Here is a 20462-nt window from a genome sequence, read left to right on the forward strand (position 1 = left end):
AGCCGCTATGTTTCCCTCACAATTACCGACCCCGCGCCGCCCGGCGGCGCAGAGCATTCCCTCCCTGCGCTGGGGCATCATCGGTCCAGGCTGGATCGCCGAGCGCTTTGTGCACTCATTGAAAACCCAGAGCCGGCAGCAGGTGGTGGCCGTTGCCTCCCGCAGCCAGGCGAAGGCCGACCGGGTAGCCGCGGAATGGGGGATCCCCCAGGCTTACGGCCATGTGGCGGAGATGCTGGCGCGTCCGGATATTGATGCGGTGTATATTGCGACGCCGCACAACCATCACTTTCCCGACGGCATGCAGGCGCTGAAGGCGGGCAAACACGTGCTGATCGAGAAGCCCTTCGCGCTCAACCTTGGCGAAGGACGTGAACTGCAGGCCGAAGCCGCCCGCCAGGGAAAGCTGGCGCTGGAGGCGATGTGGTGCGATTACGCGCCGAAGTATGATGTGATCCGCCAGCTGATGGAGGATGGGGTGCTCGGCGACCTGCATACCCTGCTGGCCGATCACGGCGAGTATTTTACTACCGACCACCGCATCTTTAATGCCGACCTTGCCGGCGGGCCGATGATGGATCTCGGCAGCTATCTGACCTCATTTGCGCTAATGGTGGGCGGCATGCCGCAGGAGATAGTCGCCCGCGGCAGCGCGACGGCGGAGGGGCTTAACGGCCAGACGTCGATGCTGTTCAGCTGGCGGAACGGGATGCAGGGGCTGTTAAACACGACGTTGTTCAGCAACACGCCGGGCGGGGCGGTGGTGGCCGGACGCCAGGCGACCCTGACGATCGACGGTCAGTTTTACGCCCCCGGCGGGTTCACGCTCGCCGCCAGCCAGGGCGGGCAGGCGCTGCGCTGGGAAGAGCCGCGCAATCGCTACGACCAGCTGTTCTGGCAGGCGGAGCATTTTGCCTGGTGCGTCGGTCAGGGGCTGCAGGACTCGCCGCTGCGGCCGCTCAGTCGAGTGCTGCAGAATCTGCAGGTGATGGATGAGGTGCGGCGCCAGGTGGGCGCGGTGTTTAACGAAGAACGCTAAGGGGCCGGCCAGGCTTTGGTTTGCAGGCAGCGCGCGCGTGTCCGCCATTGCCCGGCACCGGGACGCGCACGGTGCCGGCTGTCCTGGCCCGGCGGCGCTGCGCTTGCGCGGGCCTGAGATATCTATGCAACTATTTGATATTAAAGCGGATTAATGCCTGTGTTATGTAGGCCGGGCAAGGCGTTGCCGCCGCCCGGCATAAAGGCAGGTTCAGAGCCTGATAGCTGGTGCCACGCAACCCCTCATCGACAGTCGTCGACGGCGACAAACTGGCCGCGCTGCAGAGACTGAACGGCCGCTTCGGCAATCGCCTGCGCCTGCAGGCCGTCCAACAGGCCGGGCAGGTCGGCCACGGTTTCGCCATTCAGAGCGCGGATAAAGGCGTCAAGATGCTGGTAATAAGATCCTTGCACCCGGCTGAACCAGTCCGGCCACAGGCCTGGCTCAATGCGCTGATTGCCGCGCCACAGGGTAGGGCCCACCGGCGACTGGCTGCCGGACTCCAGCGCGCCCTCTGCGCCCAGCAGGGTGATCCGTTCATCATACCCGTGGCCGGTGCGGCGGGTGTTGTCCAGCTGCGCCAGCGCGCCGCCGCGCATCTGCATCATCAGGATGGAGGTGTCAACATCGCCAAATTCGGCGATTTCCGGCAGGGCCAGCGCCGCGCCCATCGCCGCCACGGTATGCACTTCATCGCCGGTGAGAAAGCGCAGAAGGTCGAAGAAGTGAATCGCCTGATCGCGCATCTGACCGCCGGAGCTGCGCAGATAGTCGAGCGGCGGCATGCTGGAGGCGCGGCAGACCATCTGCACCAGCTCCACCCGACCGATCGCGCCCTGCTCCAGCTGGCGGCGGAGCTGCTGATGGCTGCTGTCGAAGCGCCGGTTAAAGCCGACGGTGACCGGCACGTTCAGGGGAAGCACCCGCTCCACCACCTCGCGGGCGCGCGCCAGGGAGAGGTCGATCGGTTTTTCGCAATAGACCGCCTTGCCCGCCCGGGCGGCGGCTTCCAGCAGTTCGGCATGCGACGGGGTCGAGCTGGCGATCAGCACAGCGTCGATGGCGTCGCTACGGAGAGCCTCGCTCACCGTCACCGCCCGGGCGCCATAGCGGGCGGCCAGCGCCTGGGCGCGCTCCGGCGCGACATCGGCTACCATCGTCAACTCGCTCCCGTCATGACGGGCGAGGCTGGCGGCATGAACCTGACCGATAAAACCACTGCCTACCAGGGCAAAACGTTTGCAATTCATTATTTTTCTCCAGAATGGCGAAGGGACGGTGCCACCATAATCGGTTTGCTAAACTCACTGACACTGCCGTTTTGATGTATTTCCATCATTGAAGAGAGGGGCGATGAAAAACATGTCACTGGCGATGCTGGCCAGACAGATTGGCGTCGGCGTGGCCACTGTGGACCGGGTGCTGAACGAACGCGGCGGCGTATCGCCGCAGACCACGCGCAAAGTGCTGCAGGCGGCGCGGGAGGCGGGGCTGAAGCGGATCCTGCCGGAGGAGCACCGCTTTCCGTGGCAGATTGAGCTCTTTCTCAGTAGCAATGACTCGTTCTTTTTTCCGCAGCTGGCGCAGGATTTCGCCGCCGTCGCGGATAGCCTCGGCTATCGCCGTCTGACCCTGCACCGCACCTTTGTCCCGGAGTCGCAGCCGGCGACCCTGGCCCGGCGCATTATGCGCAGCTGCCAGCAGCGTCAGGGGATCATCGTCTTCGGCAATGACCACCCTGTGGTGCATGACGCGCTGCGCCGCTGCCGGGAAGCGGGCGTCCCCGCCATCACCCTGGCGACGGATCTGCCCGGCGCCGACCGGCTCTGCCACGTCGGGATCAATCAGCTGCAGGCTGGCCGCACCGCGGGGTTAATGATGGGGAGAATGACGCCGCGGCCCGGGGAGGTGCTGATGGTGAGCGGCCGGGAGGATTACAGCGCGCATCGCCTGCGCATCCAGGGGTTCCGCGAGGTGCTGAGCCAGCGCTTTCCCCACCTGCAGCTTAATGAGGTGCTGGCGGGCGAGGAGCGGCGGGAGCAGATCACCCGCCTGCTGGAGCAGGCTCTGTGCCGCAGCCGGCATATTGTCGGGATCTATAACACCGGGCTTGGCAATACTCAGATAGCCGAGGCGCTGGCTCGCCACCGCCGCGAAAGCGACGTCTGCTGGATCACCCATGAGCGCTACAATACCACCCGCCAGCAGCTGGCCCGGGGCAGCCTGGCGTTAACGCTCGATCAGAACACCCGCCAGCACGCCCAGCTGGCGATCGACCTGATGCTGCGCCATCTGGAGTCCGGCTATCAGCCGCAAACCTATGCCGACGGGAAAGTCGACTTTATCCTCTACAGCGCCGAGAACGTGGACTAAGGCGTGCGGCGCCTCCCTTCCTGACAACACGGATTTCCCCGGCGGGTAAATGCCAACCCCGCCGGGGGCGATCGCTTTAAAGCGTTGTCTGCCTCTCATTTTTCGCTCATTTATGCAGCAATGTTAGATGTCTGTCAAAATTCTGTTACTGCATAGTTTTAAAATTTTCATTTCAGTTATTTACTTATAAAAGTTTCAAATGTCTTGTTAATGAAATAAATGGTCTGGAATTCACGGTGTGGCATAAATGGACTGATGTTTCAAAAAAGTGATGATAAAACAGCCATTATTTGTGATTCCGATCACGACGAAATGCGGAAAACCCCGCAGCGCCGTCGCCGTTACAACAGACATTTGTCGCAACCTGACTGAAATTAATTTTTCATTTTGTTTCATTCACCGGCGTACCTACAAAATCAAGGATCAACTATGAATATTAAGAAAACGATTGTTGCCTCTTTGTTAGCCTGCATGCTGCCTGCGGTGGTTATGGCAAAAGATGTCTCCATTGGCGTCTCGATGGCGCTGTTTGACGATAACTTCCTGACGATCCTGCGTACCTCGATGCAAAAAGAGATGAAAAAAGATGGGGTGAAATCGCAGATCGAGGACGCGAAAGGGGATGTCTCCCAGCAGCTGCAGCAGGTGCAGAACTTTATCGGCCAGGGGGTGGACGCCATTATCGTTAACCCGGTGGATACCAATGCGGTGAAACCGATCATGGATCAGGCCACCAAGGCCGGGATCCCGCTGGTATTTGTGAACCGTCGCCCGCAGGCGGAGCTGACCGACAAGATGGCCTATGTGGGGTCGGACTCGATTCTCGCCGGCCGTCTGCAGATGGAAGCGCTGGCGAAGGCGATGAACGGTAAGGGCAATGTGGCGATCCTGCTCGGCGACCTGGCGAATGAATCTACTCGCGACCGCACCAAAGGGGTGGAAGAGGTCGTCGCCAAATACCCGAACATCAAAATCGTGCAGAAGCAGACCGCGAAATTCACCCGCAATGACGCCGTGGACGTGGTCAGCAACTGGATGACCAGCGGCGAGGATATCCAGGCCATCGCCTCCAACAACGATGAAATGGCGATCGGCGCCCTGCAGGCGCTGGGTAAAAATCCGAACCATATTCTCATCGCCGGCGTGGATGGCACCCCGGATGCGCTGCAGATGCTGAAGAGCGGCAAGATGATCGCCACCATCTTCCAGGATGCGAAAGGCCAGGGCGAGGGCGCCGTAGACGCGGCCATCAAGCTGGCGAACGGTGAGAAAGTCGAGAAAATCATCGACGTGCCGTATCAGCTGATCACCAAAGAGAACATGGCTGAATTTACCAATCGTAATCAGAAATAATCCTGGCCAACCTGTGGTACGGAGGTGGATGTATGAACGCTTTTGCCCTTGAAGCCGAAGGTATCAGTAAGTTCTTCCCCGGCGTGAAGGCGCTCGACAATGTCTCATTACGCGTGCGCCCGGGAACGGTGCACGCCCTGATGGGCGAGAACGGCGCCGGTAAATCCACGCTAATGAAGTGCCTGATCGGTATCTATCGCCCGGATAAAGGATCGATTCGCGTGAAAGGTGAGCCGGTGGAGTTTACCGACACCATGGATGCGCTGCGCTCGGGGATATCGATGATCCACCAGGAGCTGAATCTGGTGCCGCATATGACGGTGGCGGAGAATATCTGGCTGGGGCGCGAGCCGATGAAGTACGGCTTTGTCGACCACGGCCAGCTGACCCGCCAGACCCAGGCGCTGCTGGATAAGCTGAATATTCGCTTAACCGCCGACCGGCTGGTGGGCGACCTGAGCATCGCCGCCCAGCAGATGGTGGAGATTGCCAAAGCGGTCTCATGGAACGCGGATATTGTGATCATGGATGAACCCACTTCGGCGCTGACCGAAGGCGAGGTAGCTCACCTGTTCACCATCATCCGCGACCTGCGGGCCCAGGGCAAAGCGATCATCTATATCAGCCATAAAATGGATGAGATCTTCGCTATCACCGATGAGATCAGCGTCTTTCGCGATGGGACCTGGGTGGGGAGCAAAAACACCACCGAATTTACCCGCCAGTCGCTGATTACCCAGATGGTGGGCCGCGAATTAACCCAGCTGTTCCCGAAATTTAATAACACCATCGGCGAAGAGGTGCTGACGGTGCGCAATCTGACGCGCCAGGGCGTGTTCCATGATGTCAGCTTTACCGTGCGTCGCGGCGAGATCCTTGGCGTGGCCGGGCTGGTGGGCGCCGGGCGCAGCGAGGTGATGGAAAGCCTGTTTGGCATGGAACGCTTCGACAGCGGCGAAGTGCTGATCGACGGGGCGCCGGTGACCATTGATTCCCCCTCCGTGGCGATTGAAAAGGGAATGGCGTTATTAACCGAAGACCGTAAAAAGTCGGGCCTGTTTCTGGTGCTGTCGGTGCTGGAAAATATGAGTATCGTCAAAATGCCGGAATATATCGGCAAGAGCGGTTTTGTCCAGCACGTGAAAATGGCCGAAGACTGCATGGAGCAAATCCGTCGGCTCAATATTAAAACGCCGACGATGGATCAAATTATTAATAACCTCAGCGGGGGGAATCAGCAAAAAGTTCTGATTGCGCGCTGGCTGTTAGCGCAACCGAAAATCTTAATTCTCGATGAGCCGACCCGCGGCATCGACGTCGGGGCGAAGGCGGAAATTTATCATCTTATCAGTGAACTGGCGAACCGGGGGGTGGCGGTCATTATGGTCTCCTCTGAGCTGCCGGAAATCCTTGGCATGAGTGACCGGGTCATGGTGATGCATGAAGGCCGTATCACCGGCATCCTGGAAAAAGACGAAGCCGACCAGGAAACCATTTTGTCGTTGGCATCCCATTGAGGCACAGAGAATGAGTAATATGAAATTAACGGCGGCTCCGGCCAGCGAGGGTTCCTCCTTCTTCGCTAATTTGCGGCATAAAATGCCGAAAGATACCGGCATCTTTGTGGTGATGCTGGTGATTGCCCTGACCTTTGAAATCGCCGGCTGGTATGTTCGCGACCAGTCGTTCCTGCTCAATACCAACCGCCTGGTGCTGATTGTGCTGCAGGTGGCGATCATCGGCATCATCGCCGTCGGCGTCACCCAGGTGATCATCACCACCGGGATTGACCTCTCCTCCGGCTCGGTTATCGCCCTCGCGGCGGTGGTGGCGGCGAGCCTGGCGCAAACTTCCGACAGCCTGTCGCCAATGTTCCCGGCGCTGGTCAACCTGCCGGCGGTGATCCCGATTTGCGCGGGGATCGGCGTCGGCCTGCTGTGTGGGCTGACCAACGGTTTCCTGGTGACGCGAACCGGCATCCCGCCATTTATCGCCACCCTCGGGATGATGGTCTCGGCGCGCGGTCTGGCGCAGTATTACACCCAGGGCAATCCGATAAGCTTCCTCTCCGACAGTTTTACGGCGATAGGCCAGGGGGCGATGCCGGTGATCATCTTCTTCGTGATTGCCGCAGTGTTTCACATTGCGCTGAAGCATACCCGGTATGGCAAATATGTGTATGCCATCGGCGGCAACATGACCTCGGCCAAAGTGTCCGGCATCAACGTGAATAAATACCTGGTGATCGTCTACACCATCGCCGGGGCGCTCTCCGGGCTGGCTGGGGTAGTGCTGGCGGCGCGCGTCAGCAGTGGCCAGTCGAGCATGGGGATGTCCTACGAGCTGGACGCGATTGCCGCGGCGGTGATCGGCGGCAGCAGCTTAATGGGTGGGGTGGGGCGCATTACTGGCACCCTGATTGGCGCGATGATCCTTGGCCTGATCAAGAGCGGCTTTACCTTTGTCGGCGTCGATGCCTACGTGCAGGATATTATTAAAGGGATCATTATCGTCGCGGCGGTGACCATCGACATGCGCCGCAACCGGAAAAAACGCTAATCTTATCAACTGGCGGCAACGGCGAAGCGCGTCGTTACCGCCAGCCCTGTCCAGAAATAAACAAAATACGTCCCGCCAGGCGCCGGCTGTCTGTTTTTCCCGCGCTGCGCATCCTGTACAGTTTCGCGACTTTTGTTGTCCATTCGCCAGGGGGCCACGCCTTGCCCCCTGTTTCTGGAGTCGTATGAATACACCATCCTTAATCAAATCCTCGCCGCTCTCGCGACCGGGGAGAAGGGGCATTATCGTCAGCCTGCTGGCGGGACTGGCGATCCTGATCCTCAGTCGGGGCGTGAACCTGCCGGCCAGAGAGGTTTACCGTGAGATGCATACCCGGCAGCTGGAGGAGGATGCGCGGTGGGTGGCGGAACGCTTTGAACAGCGGATGAACACCCCCGCTCCGCAGCGGGAAGCGACCTGGCCGCTGGCGGTGATGCGCGCCGATCTGCATACCCTGGCCCGGCAGCGGCATTATCGGCTACTGCTGGTGAATGGCGACGGGCATCTGCTGGCGGCATCGCATGCGCTGCCGGCCAGCGTGCTGGCCCAGGTGCAGGCACAGTTCCCGCGGGAGATGCAGCCGCCGCTGTTCGGCAGCCATTACCAGACCATTCAGCCCTTCGCCCCGCATCAGCGGATGTTAAGCCGGGCGCTGAACGGCAATGCCGGCCTGGCGGGCTGGAATCTCGTGATGCTGGCGCCGGACGGCGGATTGCCCTCGCTGCTGATGGCTTACCGCTGGCAGGTAACAATTGGCCTCGGCGTGGTGCTCGCCAGCGTGCTGCTGACGCTGAGGCAGGCGTCGCGCGCCCGGCGAAAACGCTAATCGCCGCCGGCGCCGTCAGGCATGGCGAAACTGCAGGGTAGCGGGCAGATAGCGCTGGAGCGGCTCCGGCGCCTGGCCGTCGATCAGCTGGCTGAGCAGATCGTAGCAGTGCCAGGCCAGCTGGCGATTATCCTGCTGCACGGTATCAATGCGCAGGGAAAGTGAATCGTACAGATAGTGATCGTCGAAGCTGGCGAGATGAATATTGGAGTCCAACAGATGGTGCTGGCTCATATAGCGCAGGACCCCTTCCAGCAGGCCGCAGGCCGCGGTGAACAGCGCCTTCGGCGGCCGTCCCAGCCGCGCGCAGAGCGCGGCGAACATCTCGTAGCCGGAGCTGGGGTGATAGTTGCCGTTGATCACCCATTCGGGACGCAGCGCGACCCCCGCCTGAGCCAGGCCCTGGGTGAATCCCGCCAGCCGGTCGCGCGAAGGCGATAGCCGCGGCTGGCCACCGAGAAACCAGAACTCGTCCGCATGCTGAGGGGCGATGCGGGAGATCAGTTCGGCCGTTGGGGTGACCGAGTCGGTCATCACCAGCGGCAGGGCGCTGTCGCTGGGGGAGCGGTCAAACAGCACCACCGGCAGCTGTTCGCTGAGCTTCAGGTAGTCGGCATCGCTGTGCATGCACGAGGCGACGATCAGACCGTCGACCTGGCGGGCAATCATGTTATTGACCACCACGCTCTCCTGGCCGGGGTTTTCGTCGGTGCAGGAGATAAGCAGCTGCACGCCGGCTTCCCGGCAGAGCGTCTCAAGCTCATGGGAGAAAACGGCAAACCCGTAGTTGGTGATTTCCGGCACCACCAGGCCAATGGTATGGCTGCGGTTATTACGCAGCGAGCGCGCGTGAATGCTCGGCTGATAGTGCTGCTCGCGGGCGATCGCCAGCACGCGCTCGCGCGTCTCCTGCGCCACGCGCAGCTCTTTGCCACGACCGTTGAGTACCAGGCTGGCGGTCGCTTTGGAGACGCCCGCCAGTTCGGCGATATCTTTGATAGTTACGCGTTTGGTTTTCATCAGCACCCGGGAGCCTGAAAGCAAAACGCTTATTCTACCATGCATGGCCGCAGCAGCCAGCGGCAGAATGCCACCGGCGTCGCACCGCTGAAGATGAGCTGCCCCGGATAGCCCGGGAAGAAGCGGCTGCTCATTACCCCTTCGCCATCGTTGATGAAAATTTCCACACTGGAGCGGTCGATAAAGATCTGCAGCCGCCGCGCCTCGCCGCGCCAGTAGCGATGATGCATCTCCGCCGTCTGCAGGCCGCGGCGCGACAGGCGCAGGCCGTCGCGGTTGACGGTGAGCTGCAGGGCGCCGGCAAAATCCAGCCCCAGCGTGCTGTTGGGGGCGATGTCAAAGGCCAGCTCCATCGGGGCGAGGGGCAGGGTCTGCCCGCGCCAGCCCTGGGCTTCCCCACGCAGGGCGGTCAGTTCGCGCAGCGGACGCTGATACAGGGCACCCGCCTGCCACGCCAGTTCGCGCACGCAGGTCATCTGGTGGATCCATCCCTGCGCGCGGGTGGGCTGATGCATCTCTTCCCCGTCCGGGACGCCCATCCAGCCGACCAGCAGGCGGCGGCCATCTTCGGCCAGCATGGTCTGCGGCGCGTAGAACTCAAATCCGCTGTCCAGCTCGTGCAGCGGGCCATGGTCGAAGGCGCCGCGTTCGGCGTCGAAACGGCCTGCCATCCACACCGCAGGATAGGTATTGAGAAAACGCTGTGCTTCGCGGGCCAGCCCCTGCGGGCAGCAGATCAGCAGGTGGGTGTCCGCCAGCGGAAACAGGTCCGGGCACTCCCACATATAGCCACCGTTCGCCAGGCCGTTAACGTCATTCCCGGCTATCTCGCCCACCAGGCGCCAATCCCGCAGGTCGCTGGCGGTAAACAGCAGCACTTTGCCGCGCTGTTGCACATCCTGCGCCCCGAGGACCATGTACCAGCGCTCGTCCTGGCGCCACACCTTAGGGTCGCGTACATGGCCGGTATAGCCTTCCGGCAGCGGCAGTACCGGCCCCAGCTTGCTGAAGGTGCCATCGGCATTTTCCGTCGCCAGACATTGCCAGGCGGTGCGCCCGCCGTCGGGGAACTTCACGTTGCCGGTGTAGCACAGGGTCAGTGCGCCCTCGCACTCGACTGCGCTGCCGGAGTAGCAGCCGTTGCGGTCATACTCTTCATCCGGCATCAGGGCGATAGGTTCATGCCGCCAGTGCAGCAGGTCGGCTGAGCTCCAGTGTCCCCAGCACTTATAGGTGTGGTCGCAGGCGAGCGGATTCCACTGATAAAACAGGTGATAACGCCCGGCGACCTGGCAAAAGCCGTTGGGATCGTTCAGCAGTCCGCTGACCGGCGCCAGATGCCATTGCGGGTAATGGTCGTCGGCCAGCGCCTGCGGCTGGCCCTGCATAACGGCCTGCAGGATCGCAGGCAGGCGTGACGGTAATGACATTATTCAGCGTCCGTTTTGTATTTCAGCGTCAGAGAGAGTACGAATGCCACGGCGAAGGCGATCGCCATCCCGATAATGTAGTTCAGCAGCGAACTGGCCTGCACGATGGCCATTCCCGGGATCGCCGTCAGGCCCACCGCGGTCATGTAGACGTGCATCGACACCACCCAGGCGCCGCCGGCGGCACCGCCCACCAGTGCGGCGATGAACGGTTTCACAAAGCGCAGGTTAATCCCGAAGATCGCCGCCTCGGTGATCCCCAGCATCGCCGAAAACGCCGACGGCAAGGTAATGGCTTTGATTTTGGCATCTTTGGTTTTAAACCACACGGCAAAGCAGGCACCGCCCTGAGCGACGTTGGCCATCGCCCAGATAGGCAGCAGGAAGTTGACGCCGATTGACGGATTGCCGAGCAGACCCGCCTCAATGGCATGGAAGCTGTGATGGATACCGGTAATGACGATCACCGAATAGAGGCCGCCGAACAGCAGGCCCGCCAGCCAGCCGGCATGGCTGATAAGCGTGCTGAGGATAAACGAAATGCCGTCGCCGAGCGCGCGGCCGGCCGGGCCGATCAGCAGCAGGGCGATAAAGCCAGAGATAATCACCGTCAGGAACGGCGTGAGGATCAGATCCAGCGCGTCAGGAATAACGCGGCGCAGCCGTTTTTCGACAAGGCTCATAAACCACACCGCCAGCAGCACCGGGAAGACCGTGCCCTGATAGCCGATCATCGCCACTTCGATGCCGAAGAAATTCATGGTGTGGAAGCCGGCGGCGACGCCCCAGGCGTTGGTCAACGCCGGGTGGGTGAGGATCCCGCCGAGGGTCGCGCCCAGATAAGGGTTGCCGCCAAATTCGCGGGCGGCGGTAAAGCCGATCAGGATCGGCAGAATAATAAACGCCGCCGAGCTGCACATATCCAGCATGATATAGATAGCGTTGCCCGGGTCGACCCAGCCGTAGGTTTTCACCATCCCCAGCAGGCCCATCAGCAGGCCGGAGGCGACGATGGCGGGAATAATCGGCACAAAGATGTTGGACAGCAGGCGGGCAATGCGCTGGAACGGGTTCAGCTTTTTCGCCGCCAGGTCGGCGGCTTCGGATTTGCTCGATTCGCTGATGCCCGCCGCCTGGATAAAGGCAGCATAGACTTTATTGACCACCCCGGTGCCGAAGATGATCTGCATCTGTCCGGCATTACGAAAGCAGCCTTTCACGCCGTCGATTTTGCCAATCGCCTGCTGGTCGGCGAGCGCGTCGTCGACCAGCACCAGCCGCAGCCGGGTGGCGCAGTGCGCGGCGCTGGCGATATTTTCCTTGCCGCCCAGCAGGGGAAGCAGTGAGCGGGAAATCTGTTCAAAATCCATAGTACCCTCTGAATGCATGATGATATGGCGTGGGCGGCGCCGGCCATGGCTGGCACCGCGAACCTTATATTTATGTTTTACTTACCCTGTCGCCCGGGTTCACGTCAGAACCAGGTCTCCATTTGCATACCGAACGACCATTCGCCGCCCGATTTGAACCCGTTGCTGCCTAACGCGTCGTCGTTGGCGTAATTATCCAGCTTTTTGCTCCAGTCCATCCACGATGTATAGAAGCGGATCTCCGGGCGCGAGAAGAAGTCGCCGATGCTGCCGACCTTGAAGGTCGGGGCGAAGGTCAGCTTGTAGAAGCTGCCATTGACCGCATGGCGATCGTTGTAGCCTTCAGGCTGCAGATCCATGTACTGATAGCTGCCCTCCCAGGCGAGGGCGAAGTTCTGCGTCACTTCCTGAATCAGACGCAGGTTGAGAGTGGCCCACTGATAGCTGTCGCCATCGACATAGCGATCTTTACTGCTCTGCGCCAGCACGGCCGGGGCAATAAACCAGCGATCGCTCAGCGGGGTGGTGCCGTAGCTGGCGAAACGCCAGGTGTTGGCTCCCGGACGCAGCGCGCCGTCGGAGCCGATGCCTTTGACCTCGGCGCCCAGGCCGTGACCGTACAGCAGGGCCGTTTTGCTGGTCCCGTCGCGCAGGCCATAGAAGCTCTCATTGTGCAGACCCAGCAGGGCATGAACCCCGGTGTTAGCGGCATCGCCTTTCACCAGATTGCCGTTCGCGTCCTGGCGGTCGTCATTATCTTTCGCCCGCATCCCACTGACCATCATCTGCACCGGGCCGGCAAAGTTATTCATGCTGACGATATAGTTCTGCACGCTGTTGCTGCTGTCGGCGATATCGCCAAAGTTGCGGCCGTATAACGAGAAGTTGCTGCGCAGGCTGTCGTTCCACTTCACGTCGTAGATCCCGCCGCCGGTCCCGGCGAGGAACACCACATCCGAGTCAATCCAGTGGATATCGAAGTTGTCGCGGTCAAAGCGCTTCCCGGCCCACAGGGTCGAGCCTTTGAACGGACCCTCGAAGGTCGGCAGGTTGCCCAGCTCGACGAACGCCTGGCGCACGTTCAGGTCGCTGCTGCTCGCCGTCCAGTCGTTATAGGTGGTTTGCCCGTCGGCCACCATCACTTTGAACCGGGTGGTCGCCCCGTTGTCCAGGGTCTGCTTATGTTCGAGGTTCATTTCCACATAGGTGTCGGCCTGGTTGCCCAGACGACCAATGGCGCCGCCGGTTTCTCCGGCGGGGGTCATATAGGCCCCGGATTTCGTGCTGGCGGCGGAGTCGTTCATGATCACCCCGGAGCGGGCGTAGCCGTGGAACTCAAAGCCGCCGGGCCGTTCGGCTTTTTCTTCCAGTTGGGTGGTGCGTTTGGCCACCTGCTGGGTGGTGGCCTGGGTTTGTTGCTGCTGCTGGGTTAGCTGCTGAACTTTCTGCTCCGCCGAGGCGGCGCGGCTTTCGGCAGTGCTGGCGCGAGTCTCGGCATCCTGCAGACGTTTTTCCAGGGCGGCGAGACGCGCTTCAATGCTGTTCAGGTCTGTCTGCCCATGGGCGGCGGCGGCGCCGGTTAGCAAAGCAATAAGAATGGCTAACTTCCGTTTTTTATACATGTTGGTGACATCCAAAGGTAAATCAGTGAGTGTGCTAACGTTTGCTAAACCGGTTTAGTTAATATGGTAAACATGTCGGTAATGCGGTGAAAATAAAAATTGCTAAACCGGTTTAAGAATTGTGATGTCGCCAGCAAAGTGGGCCGTTAGCCGGCCCAACGGGATCACAGCGAGCGCTGAAGATCGTCCCTGTAGGGCAGGGCGGTCATGGCGCCTTTGGCGGTGGTGGCCAGCGCGCCGCAGGTTTGCGCCAGCGTGAGGTCGGGAGCCAGGGCGGCGAGGTTGTCAGGGATACCATGGGCGGCGAGTCCGGCGAGCAGCCCGGCGACAAAGGCATCACCGGCGCCGGTGGTATCGACGGCGACCACCGGGCGGGCAGGGAAGTGGCTAACCTGCCCGCGCAGCGCGGCCTGAACCCCCGCTTTGCCCTGGGTCACCAGCAACAGCGTCGGCTGGAAGCGGGCGTTCAGCCGGGCGATGCCGCTGACGATGTCGTCGCTGCCGCTGATAAAAGCCAGCTCCTCTTCCGAGAGTTTTATGGCGTCGGCGAGGGCCAGCGCCCGGTCGAGACAGTCGCGCAGTTCCTGCGGATCCTGCCACAGGTCGCTGCGGATATTGGGGTCGAAGCTGACATAGCCCCCGGCGCGCTTTATCGCCTCCATCGCCGCGAATGCCGTGCTGCGGCTCGGCTCCGCGCTGAGAGCGATAGAGCAAACGTGCAGCCACTGACCGGCGGCAAACGGCGGAAGATCCTCAGGCGCAAGAAACAGGTCGGCGCTCGGGCGGACCATAAAGGTAAAGGTGCGCTCCCCGTGGCGATCGAGATCGACCACCACCGTGGAGGTGCGCTGCGCCGCATCGAGGCGCATATAGTTCACATCCACCTTCTCCTGCGCCAGGGTGTGACGCATAAAGCGGCCGAAGGGATCGTCGCCGACGCGGCCGATAAACCCGCTATCGCCGCCGAGCCGCGCCACGCCGACCGCGACGTTGGCCGGCGCGCCGCCGGGGCATTGCAGCAGGCGGCCCTCTCCGTCGGGCAGGAGATCGACGACCGCATCGCCGAGTACCCAGATTTTACCATTCATAGGACTAGTTCCTCTTAGCTAAACTTTGTTAAACCGTTTTAGCTAATTAAAGCACAGCCTGGCGGCAAGCGGAACGATCGGCGGACGAAAGGGCGGGGCGAGGGTGAAAAATGTGAGCCAGGCGGAATATTTCGCCACTCCAGATCTGGACTTTTCCTTCCTGACCCGCTTAGGTATAGTTCCACAGGCCGCGGTTAGCCCCGCCGCGGTGATAAAAGGTGAAGGAGTGCGTAGCGCGATGAACCCCAGTTTTGGCGATATTTACGATCGGTACCAGAAGCTGACGCTGACCACGCACCTGCCGGCGGTGATCGCCTGCAGTGAAACCCTGAGCCTGAGTAAAGACCAGCCGTTTCTGCCGCAGCCGGGCTATCTCTATTTTTTGCTGCAGGGGCAAATGACGCTGGCCTTTGGTGACGAGCAGAACCTGATCGGGATTGTTATCGCGCATATGCCGTTAGGGTTGCTGGAACATTATTGTCCGTCGGTGGCGCTCTATTATCAGTGTCTGGGCGAATGCCAGCTGGCGAAAATATCTGCCAGCGATTTTGAACGGATATTCTTTCATTCGTCGCCGGGCTATATGCAAGAGCTGACCACGATCCTGGCCTATATGGGTATATTTGCCCTTGATGCCCACTATGAACGCGGCAGCCAGACTAGCTTTCAGACTATTAAGTCGATGCTGTCGCGCTATTTATATCGCGGTGAAATCGATGGCGGGCAACATGAAAGTCTGTCGGCATTTATTATTAAACGGACCAATCTCTCGCGCAGCTATGTTTATCAGGTGCTGGCCGCCCTGCGCGAAGGGGGATATATCACGGTGAAAAAAGGCAAACTGATTTCCATCGACCGCTCTATTCCTGAGAAATTCTGATTCAGATTCGTCGGCTCCCCGACATAACGTCGCTAAAATCCGCCCGGGGAAAGCGCTAAGCGCGCGTTTTCTCCCGGCCCTGCTACGCCTGAATCTGGCCGTTTTATTTATTTAACCTTGCACTCTGGAGTTATTTTATGACCCTGGACTATGTGGCGCTGGCGATTCTGATCGCCGTGGCCTTAATACTTTTTTATGGCGTGATTGTTATTCACGATATTCCTTATGAAATCGCCAAAGAGCGGCGCCATCCTCATCAGGATGCGATTCATTATGCTGGCTGGGTCAGCTTATTTACCCTGCATGCCCTGTGGCCCTTGTTGTGGATCTGGGCGACGCTGTGGCGCGAAGACCGCGGATGGGGGATGCGCCGCATCGCTGACGACCAGCAGGTGCTGCATCAGCGTCTGGAAACGGTGGTCCAGCGGCTGGAGCAGGTGCAGCGCGAAGTGGACCTTCTGAAAGCTAAGGAGGCAAAATAATGGAAACGTTAATGTTGCTGACCTACGCCGCGCTATGCATCGTGGTGTTTAAAGTCTTCCGCATCCCGCTCAATAAGTGGACCGTGCCGACGGCGGTGCTCGGCGGTATCGCCCTGATTGGCGCGGTGATCTTCGGGATGAATTACAACTTCCCCTATACCGACGTCGGCAATCAGGTGTTTCGCACCGTACCGATTGTGTCGCAGGTGCGCGGTCGGGTGCAGAGCGTACCGGTGAGACCTAACCAGAGGCTGCATAAGGGCGATGTGCTGTTTACTCTCGACCCGACGCCGTTCCAGGCAAAGGTGGACGATCTGCAGGCGCAGATTAAAGCGGCCAGCCAGGATGCGCTCTCCCTCAACGCCGCGTTAAGCCAGGCGGAGGCCGAGCTGAGCAGAGCGGTGGCTCAGCGCGACCAGTCGCGGCGGGAGTATGCCCGCTTTCGGGATGGGCATGCCCAGGGCGCCTTCTCCGATCAAATGGTCGATACCCGTCTGCAGACGTGGAAAGCCGATGAAGCCAGCGTCAGCGCGGCTCAGGCGAAAGTGGTTCAGGCGCGTAACGCGCTGGACTCGGTGGTGAAGGGCAAAAATACCACCGTGGCCTCCCTGCTGGCGCAGCTGCAGAAGGCGCAGTTTCAGCTGGATAACACCGTCGTCCGCGCCCCGGAAGACGGCTATGTCAGCACCGTCGGCTTACGGCCAGGCACCATGTCCACCGCGCTGGGGATGCTGCCGCTGATGACCTTTGTGCCGGTGGAAGGTGACGCCTCGCGGGAGTATGTCGCGGCATTTCGCCAGAACGCCCTGCAGCGTCTGTACAAAGGCGAGCCCGCGGAGCTGATGTTTCCGGCCATCCCGGGCACCGTCTTCCGCGGGGAAGTGGCCGATGTGCTGCCGGCGATTGGCGAGAGTCAGTTTCAGGGCCAGGGCAAACTGCTGACCACGGACGCGCTCAATACCCATGGCCGGGCGCTGGTGGTACTAAAGGTGACCGATCCACGTTTTGCCGAATACGCCCTGCCGCAGGGTGCTACCCTCGAGGCGGCGGTCTACTCAGATCACCTGAAAGAGCTGTCGCTGATCAGGAAGATCCTGATCCGCATGAAGAGCTGGGAAAACTACATCTATCTCGATCACTAAGCCGGCGGGCGCGGGTAGGACCAACCATCCCCGCGCCGCGGTCAGGCCTCGCGGTCCACCAGCCCGTCAATAATCACCTGCCGCACCCCCTGCGAACAGGGTTCAATACGGCCGCGCACGCCATAGACGGCCGCCAGGGTCTCAGGGGTGATGACCGTGGCCGGGGTGCCGTCGCCGAGCAGCTGGCCCGCTTTGAGCATCAGCACGTGGTCGGCGTGACGCAGGGCAATATTGATGTCGTGCACCACCACCAGAGTCACGATGTTGCGCCGCCGGGTCTCCCGGCGCACCAGATCCATCACGTGAAACTGGTAGTTGAGGTCAAGCGCGCTGAGCGGTTCATCGAGTAGTAGCAGGCGCGGCTGGCGAATCAGCGACTGGGCGAGACCCACCAACTGTTTTTGCCCGCCGGAGAGCTGATCGAGGTAGCTCATCGCCAGGTGGGCAATTCCCAGCTGTCGCAGCAACGCCATCACCTCTTCCTGCTGCTGGGCGCTGTGGCGTCCCCCGGCGGCGCGCTGGGCCACGATAATCGACTCCAGCACATGCAGATGCACGCCGGCGGGCAGCGTCTGCGGAAGATAGACCACCTGTTCTGCGCGACGTGAGAACGGCTGCGTCAGCAGATTTTCTCCCTCTAGGCGCAGCTCGCCGCGGCAGGGGCCCAGTCCCGCCATCGCTCGCATTAACGTCGATTTACCGCTGCCGTTTGGCCCCAGCAGCGCGGTGATTTTCCCCCGCGGCAGATGGGGAACCGTCAGGTTCTCGATCACCTTGCGTCTGGGGTAGCCAGCGCTGAAGTGAGACAGCGACAGCCCGGATAACGTCTGGTCGCTCATACTTGCCCCCGGTGACGTAAAATAATGCTCAAAAAGAACGGGACCCCTACCAGGGAAGTGACGATCCCCACCGGAATAATGGCCCCCGGTATCAGGTTCTTCGAGGCGATGGAGGCCAGGGAGAGCACCAGGGCGCCGATCAGCGCGCTGGCGGGCAGGTAAAAGCGATGATCTTCGCCGAAGAGCATCCGCGCAATATGCGGCGCCACCAGGCCGATAAAGCCGATTGGCCCGACAAAGGCCACCGAAAGCGCCGACAGAATGCTGATCCGCAGCAGCGTGCTCAGGCGCAGACGGCGAACGTTAATGCCAAAGCTGATGGCCCGGTCCTCGCCCAGCCTTAGGGCGGTCAGCGCCCACGCGCTGCGCAGCGACAGGGGCATCACCAGCGCCAGGGCGACCAGCAGGATGGCGACTTTGCTCCAGGAGGCGCGGTCGATGCTGCCCATGGTCCAGAACACCAGCCCCTGCAGAGTGTCTTCATTGGCGATGAACTGCAGCATCGAGACCAGGGCGTTAAAGGTAAAGACCAGCGCGATGCCGAACAGAATGACGCCGGAGGTAGCCACCTGGGTCCAGCGGGTAATGCCATCCAGCAGCAGGGCCGCCAGCAGGGCGAAGATAAAGGCGTTGGCCGAGATAAACCATTGGCCGGGAATACCGGGCAGACCAATACCCAGCACAATCGCCAGCGCGGCGCCAAACGCCGCAGCCGAGGAGACGCCAAGGGTAAATGGGCTGGCCAGCGGGTTATTGAGGATGGTCTGCATTTCGGCACCAGCCAGTCCCAGCGCCAGACCGACGATAATCGCCATCACCGCATAGGGTAGGCGGATATCCCAGACGATGGCGCGAATGCCCGGATCGGCGCTGGCCGGATCGGTTAACGTCTGCCACAGGCTCTGCAGCGGCAGTCCGGAAGGGCCGAGCATAAAATCGAACAGCAGTGAAGCGACAATCAACAGCGCCAGCAGCAGCAACAGCAGCAGGCGGCGACGCACGATATGGCGATAATGATCCATCACGCCAGAAGTCCCGGCGGGCAGCTCGTCGAGCACGGAGTCGGAGGTTAAACGCATGCCGGATTACTCGCTCTGCTGCCAGGAAAAGACGAACGGCTGGTCCGGCAGGTCGGTGAAGTGACGCACGATATAATGGTAAGTCTCATCGGGGTTGAGATCGCGGAAGGCCTGCGGATAGATATCTTTCGCCAGATATTCCATGCCGACAATATTCCACGGATGGTTATAGAAGTGGTGATAGACGCCATAGGCCCGCTTTTCCTGCACCGCCGGGATCTGGCTGACCCCCGGTCGCGCCAGCAGCGTCTGCGCCTGGGCTTTCACCGCCTCCGGCTTAACCTCATAGCCGAGGGGCAGCACCTGGCTGTTTCCGCGCTTCGAGCCGGTCATGATCCAGGCGTCGGGCTTCATGCTGATGATTTTCTCCAGCGAGACGAACCCGGAGGCGCCCGGCAGCAGCTGCGAACCGATATTGTTCGCCCCGACCGCCTCCACCAGCCCGCCCCAGCCGCTGCGGCCGTGAGTAAAGCAGCAGGCGTCGCTGTTGCCGGCCAGCGCTTCCACGAAGACGTTGGCCTTCGGCGTGATGGTCGCGGTTTTCTGGCGAATCGACTGCAGCTGCTGACGATAGTAATCGGTAAAGGCTTTGGCCTGGCTCTCGCGGTTGAGGACTTTGCCCAGCAGGTCGATGCTGGGAGCGGTATCTTTCGCCGGGTCGATCTCATAGTCGACAAACAGCACCGGAACGTGCAGGGCGCTGAGCTTGTCGATGACGCCGCTCTCCATCAGCGCTGGCCTGGCGCGCAGCTGGGCGATCATCAGATCCGGCTGGCGGGCGATGACACTTTCAAGATCGACATTCCCCTTGTCGCTGAAGCCCATGTCAAGGATCGTGGCCGACTGCGGCCACGTCGTTTTCAGCATCTGCCAGGTGGCAACGTCCTGCTTTTTCGCCAGATTATTCCATGCCACCAGCCGCTTAAACGGATTGTCCCGGTCCAGCAGGGCGAGGGTCATAATGTCGCGGCCATCCTGCAAAATAATACGCTGCGGCTCTTTAGCCAGGGTGACCTGCCGGCCGTCAAGGTCAGTAACCGTCAGAGGATATTGGGTTGCATAGCTGAAGAAGGGAGTCGCGATCAGCGCAGTAAGCAACAGCGATCTTACTGATTTTCTTGCCATAAAATGAGTTCCGTTTGCCAATTTATAAATATAATGATTCTGAGAATTATTCTCGAGTAAACGTCAACGGCAAGTATATCAAGCGCAAATTTCACGAAATGTAACAAACATGTTGGAAATTATGCCAACGCCGACAGGGCGCGCAGCGGCAGCATTTTCTGCCATGGTTGCAGGTCGAAGACGTTTTTCAGGCTAATTCCTAATGTCATCCCCGGTTCGTTGTGCCATCCTGAAT

17 protein-coding genes and 1 pseudogene are annotated in these 20462 nt (G+C 60.6%); 9 read left to right on the forward strand and 9 right to left on the reverse strand.

Annotated elements, in window-relative coordinates; translation table 11 throughout:
* Positions 1-7 precede the first annotated feature (7 nt).
* Positions 8-1039, forward strand: a complete 1032-nt coding sequence (locus GQR96_RS06120; RefSeq protein WP_065903681.1) for a Gfo/Idh/MocA family protein — start codon at positions 8-10, stop codon at positions 1037-1039.
* Between the two features lie 242 nt (positions 1040-1281).
* Here GQR96_RS06120 and GQR96_RS06125 read toward each other — a convergent pair whose 3' ends face one another.
* Positions 1282-2289: a Gfo/Idh/MocA family oxidoreductase gene (locus GQR96_RS06125; protein ID WP_057213776.1), complete on the reverse strand. Its 1008-nt coding sequence runs from the start codon at positions 2287-2289 to the stop codon at positions 1282-1284.
* Between the two features lie 103 nt (positions 2290-2392).
* Between GQR96_RS06125 and GQR96_RS06130 the strand changes: the two genes are divergently transcribed.
* The 5 genes and pseudogenes from GQR96_RS06130 (at position 2393) to GQR96_RS06150 (ending at position 8112) form a co-directional block, all read left to right on the forward strand.
* On the forward strand, positions 2393-3412 hold the full coding sequence (locus GQR96_RS06130; RefSeq protein ID WP_048294337.1) for a LacI family DNA-binding transcriptional regulator: 1020 nt from the start codon (positions 2393-2395) through the stop codon (positions 3410-3412).
* 429 nt (positions 3413-3841) lie between these two features.
* Entirely contained in the window at positions 3842-4765 is a 924-nt protein-coding gene (locus GQR96_RS06135) for a sugar ABC transporter substrate-binding protein (RefSeq protein WP_002892597.1), read from the forward strand.
* A gap of 32 nt (positions 4766-4797) precedes the next feature.
* Complete coding sequence (locus GQR96_RS06140; RefSeq protein WP_004202401.1) at positions 4798-6282, forward strand: sugar ABC transporter ATP-binding protein; 1485 nt, start codon at positions 4798-4800, stop codon at positions 6280-6282.
* A 19-nt stretch (positions 6283-6301) separates the two neighbouring features.
* Positions 6302-7324 (forward strand): ABC transporter permease, encoded by a 1023-nt coding sequence (locus GQR96_RS06145; protein ID WP_025999105.1) that lies wholly within the window; start codon positions 6302-6304, stop codon positions 7322-7324.
* A gap of 184 nt (positions 7325-7508) precedes the next feature.
* Positions 7509-8112, forward strand: a pseudogene (locus GQR96_RS06150) (hypothetical protein).
* Between the two features lie 53 nt (positions 8113-8165).
* On the opposite strand, the gene GQR96_RS06155 reads toward GQR96_RS06150, so the two are convergent.
* The 5 genes from GQR96_RS06155 to GQR96_RS06175 form a co-directional block, all read right to left on the reverse strand.
* Positions 8166-9176 carry a LacI family DNA-binding transcriptional regulator gene (locus tag GQR96_RS06155; protein WP_074384381.1) on the reverse strand — a complete coding sequence of 337 codons (1011 nt, stop codon included), beginning with the start codon at positions 9174-9176 and terminating at the stop codon, positions 8166-8168.
* Positions 9177-9199: 23 nt separating this feature from the next.
* The gene (locus GQR96_RS06160; RefSeq protein WP_065903685.1) at positions 9200-10600 is read right to left on the reverse strand and encodes a sucrose-6-phosphate hydrolase; all 1401 of its coding nucleotides are present in this window, start codon (positions 10598-10600) and stop codon (positions 9200-9202) included.
* On the reverse strand, positions 10600-11970 hold the full coding sequence (locus GQR96_RS06165; protein ID WP_004202407.1) for a sucrose-specific PTS transporter subunit IIBC: 1371 nt from the start codon (positions 11968-11970) through the stop codon (positions 10600-10602). The genes GQR96_RS06160 and GQR96_RS06165 overlap by 1 nt, the downstream gene beginning before the upstream one ends.
* Positions 11971-12074: 104 nt before the next feature.
* On the reverse strand, positions 12075-13592 hold the full coding sequence (locus GQR96_RS06170) for a carbohydrate porin (protein ID WP_004202408.1): 1518 nt from the start codon (positions 13590-13592) through the stop codon (positions 12075-12077).
* 164 nt (positions 13593-13756) lie between these two features.
* Complete coding sequence (locus GQR96_RS06175; RefSeq protein WP_049003806.1) at positions 13757-14680, reverse strand: aminoimidazole riboside kinase; 924 nt, start codon at positions 14678-14680, stop codon at positions 13757-13759.
* Between the two features lie 238 nt (positions 14681-14918).
* On the opposite strand from GQR96_RS06175, the gene GQR96_RS06180 reads away from it, so the two are divergent.
* The 3 genes from GQR96_RS06180 (at position 14919) to GQR96_RS06190 (ending at position 17184) form a co-directional block, all read left to right on the forward strand.
* Positions 14919-15560: a Crp/Fnr family transcriptional regulator gene (locus GQR96_RS06180; protein ID WP_004202412.1), complete on the forward strand. Its 642-nt coding sequence runs from the start codon at positions 14919-14921 to the stop codon at positions 15558-15560.
* Between the two features lie 137 nt (positions 15561-15697).
* Positions 15698-16042: a DUF3302 domain-containing protein gene (locus GQR96_RS06185; RefSeq protein ID WP_004202413.1), complete on the forward strand. Its 345-nt coding sequence runs from the start codon at positions 15698-15700 to the stop codon at positions 16040-16042.
* Positions 16042-17184: an HlyD family secretion protein gene (locus tag GQR96_RS06190; protein WP_065903687.1), complete on the forward strand. Its 1143-nt coding sequence runs from the start codon at positions 16042-16044 to the stop codon at positions 17182-17184. Before GQR96_RS06185 ends, GQR96_RS06190 begins: the two co-directional genes overlap by 1 nt.
* A 41-nt stretch (positions 17185-17225) precedes the next feature.
* Here GQR96_RS06190 and GQR96_RS06195 read toward each other — a convergent pair whose 3' ends face one another.
* Genes GQR96_RS06195 through GQR96_RS06205 form a run of 3 tightly spaced genes read right to left on the reverse strand, consistent with a single transcriptional unit; the run spans position 17226 to position 20227 of the window.
* Positions 17226-18023 carry an ABC transporter ATP-binding protein gene (locus GQR96_RS06195; protein WP_017898796.1) on the reverse strand — a complete coding sequence of 266 codons (798 nt, stop codon included), beginning with the start codon at positions 18021-18023 and terminating at the stop codon, positions 17226-17228.
* Positions 18020-19048, reverse strand: coding sequence for a FecCD family ABC transporter permease (locus GQR96_RS06200; protein WP_074194124.1), 1029 nt, complete (start codon positions 19046-19048; stop codon positions 18020-18022). The genes GQR96_RS06195 and GQR96_RS06200 overlap by 4 nt, the downstream gene beginning before the upstream one ends.
* 60 nt (positions 19049-19108) lie before the next feature.
* Positions 19109-20227 (reverse strand): ABC transporter substrate-binding protein, encoded by a 1119-nt coding sequence (locus tag GQR96_RS06205; RefSeq protein ID WP_065903690.1) that lies wholly within the window; start codon positions 20225-20227, stop codon positions 19109-19111.
* Positions 20228-20462: the final 235 nt, after the last annotated feature.

This window comes from Klebsiella sp. PCX (assembly GCF_021869705.1).
Classification (GTDB): Bacteria; Pseudomonadota; Gammaproteobacteria; order Enterobacterales; family Enterobacteriaceae; genus Klebsiella; species Klebsiella quasipneumoniae.

What these genes read in the sequence shown, in the direction of transcription:
- GQR96_RS06135 (WP_002892597.1), top strand. Translation starts at nt 3,842, where the DNA reads ATGAATATTAAGAAAACGATTGTTGCCTCTTTGTTAGCCTGCATGCTG.
- GQR96_RS06165 (WP_004202407.1), bottom strand. Translation starts at nt 11,970, where the DNA reads ATGGATTTTGAACAGATTTCCCGCTCACTGCTTCCCCTGCTGGGCGGC.
- GQR96_RS06175 (WP_049003806.1), bottom strand. Translation starts at nt 14,680, where the DNA reads ATGAATGGTAAAATCTGGGTACTCGGCGATGCGGTCGTCGATCTCCTG.
- GQR96_RS06195 (WP_017898796.1), bottom strand. Translation starts at nt 18,023, where the DNA reads ATGAGCGACCAGACGTTATCCGGGCTGTCGCTGTCTCACTTCAGCGCT.
- GQR96_RS06140 (WP_004202401.1), top strand. Translation starts at nt 4,798, where the DNA reads ATGAACGCTTTTGCCCTTGAAGCCGAAGGTATCAGTAAGTTCTTCCCC.
- GQR96_RS06185 (WP_004202413.1), top strand. Translation starts at nt 15,698, where the DNA reads ATGACCCTGGACTATGTGGCGCTGGCGATTCTGATCGCCGTGGCCTTA.
- GQR96_RS06160 (WP_065903685.1), bottom strand. Translation starts at nt 10,600, where the DNA reads ATGTCATTACCGTCACGCCTGCCTGCGATCCTGCAGGCCGTTATGCAG.
- GQR96_RS06125 (WP_057213776.1), bottom strand. Translation starts at nt 2,289, where the DNA reads ATGAATTGCAAACGTTTTGCCCTGGTAGGCAGTGGTTTTATCGGTCAG.
- GQR96_RS06130 (WP_048294337.1), top strand. Translation starts at nt 2,393, where the DNA reads ATGAAAAACATGTCACTGGCGATGCTGGCCAGACAGATTGGCGTCGGC.
- GQR96_RS06190 (WP_065903687.1), top strand. Translation starts at nt 16,042, where the DNA reads ATGGAAACGTTAATGTTGCTGACCTACGCCGCGCTATGCATCGTGGTG.
- GQR96_RS06145 (WP_025999105.1), top strand. Translation starts at nt 6,302, where the DNA reads ATGAAATTAACGGCGGCTCCGGCCAGCGAGGGTTCCTCCTTCTTCGCT.
- GQR96_RS06170 (WP_004202408.1), bottom strand. Translation starts at nt 13,592, where the DNA reads ATGTATAAAAAACGGAAGTTAGCCATTCTTATTGCTTTGCTAACCGGC.
- GQR96_RS06205 (WP_065903690.1), bottom strand. Translation starts at nt 20,227, where the DNA reads ATGGCAAGAAAATCAGTAAGATCGCTGTTGCTTACTGCGCTGATCGCG.
- GQR96_RS06180 (WP_004202412.1), top strand. Translation starts at nt 14,919, where the DNA reads ATGAACCCCAGTTTTGGCGATATTTACGATCGGTACCAGAAGCTGACG.
- GQR96_RS06120 (WP_065903681.1), top strand. Translation starts at nt 8, where the DNA reads ATGTTTCCCTCACAATTACCGACCCCGCGCCGCCCGGCGGCGCAGAGC.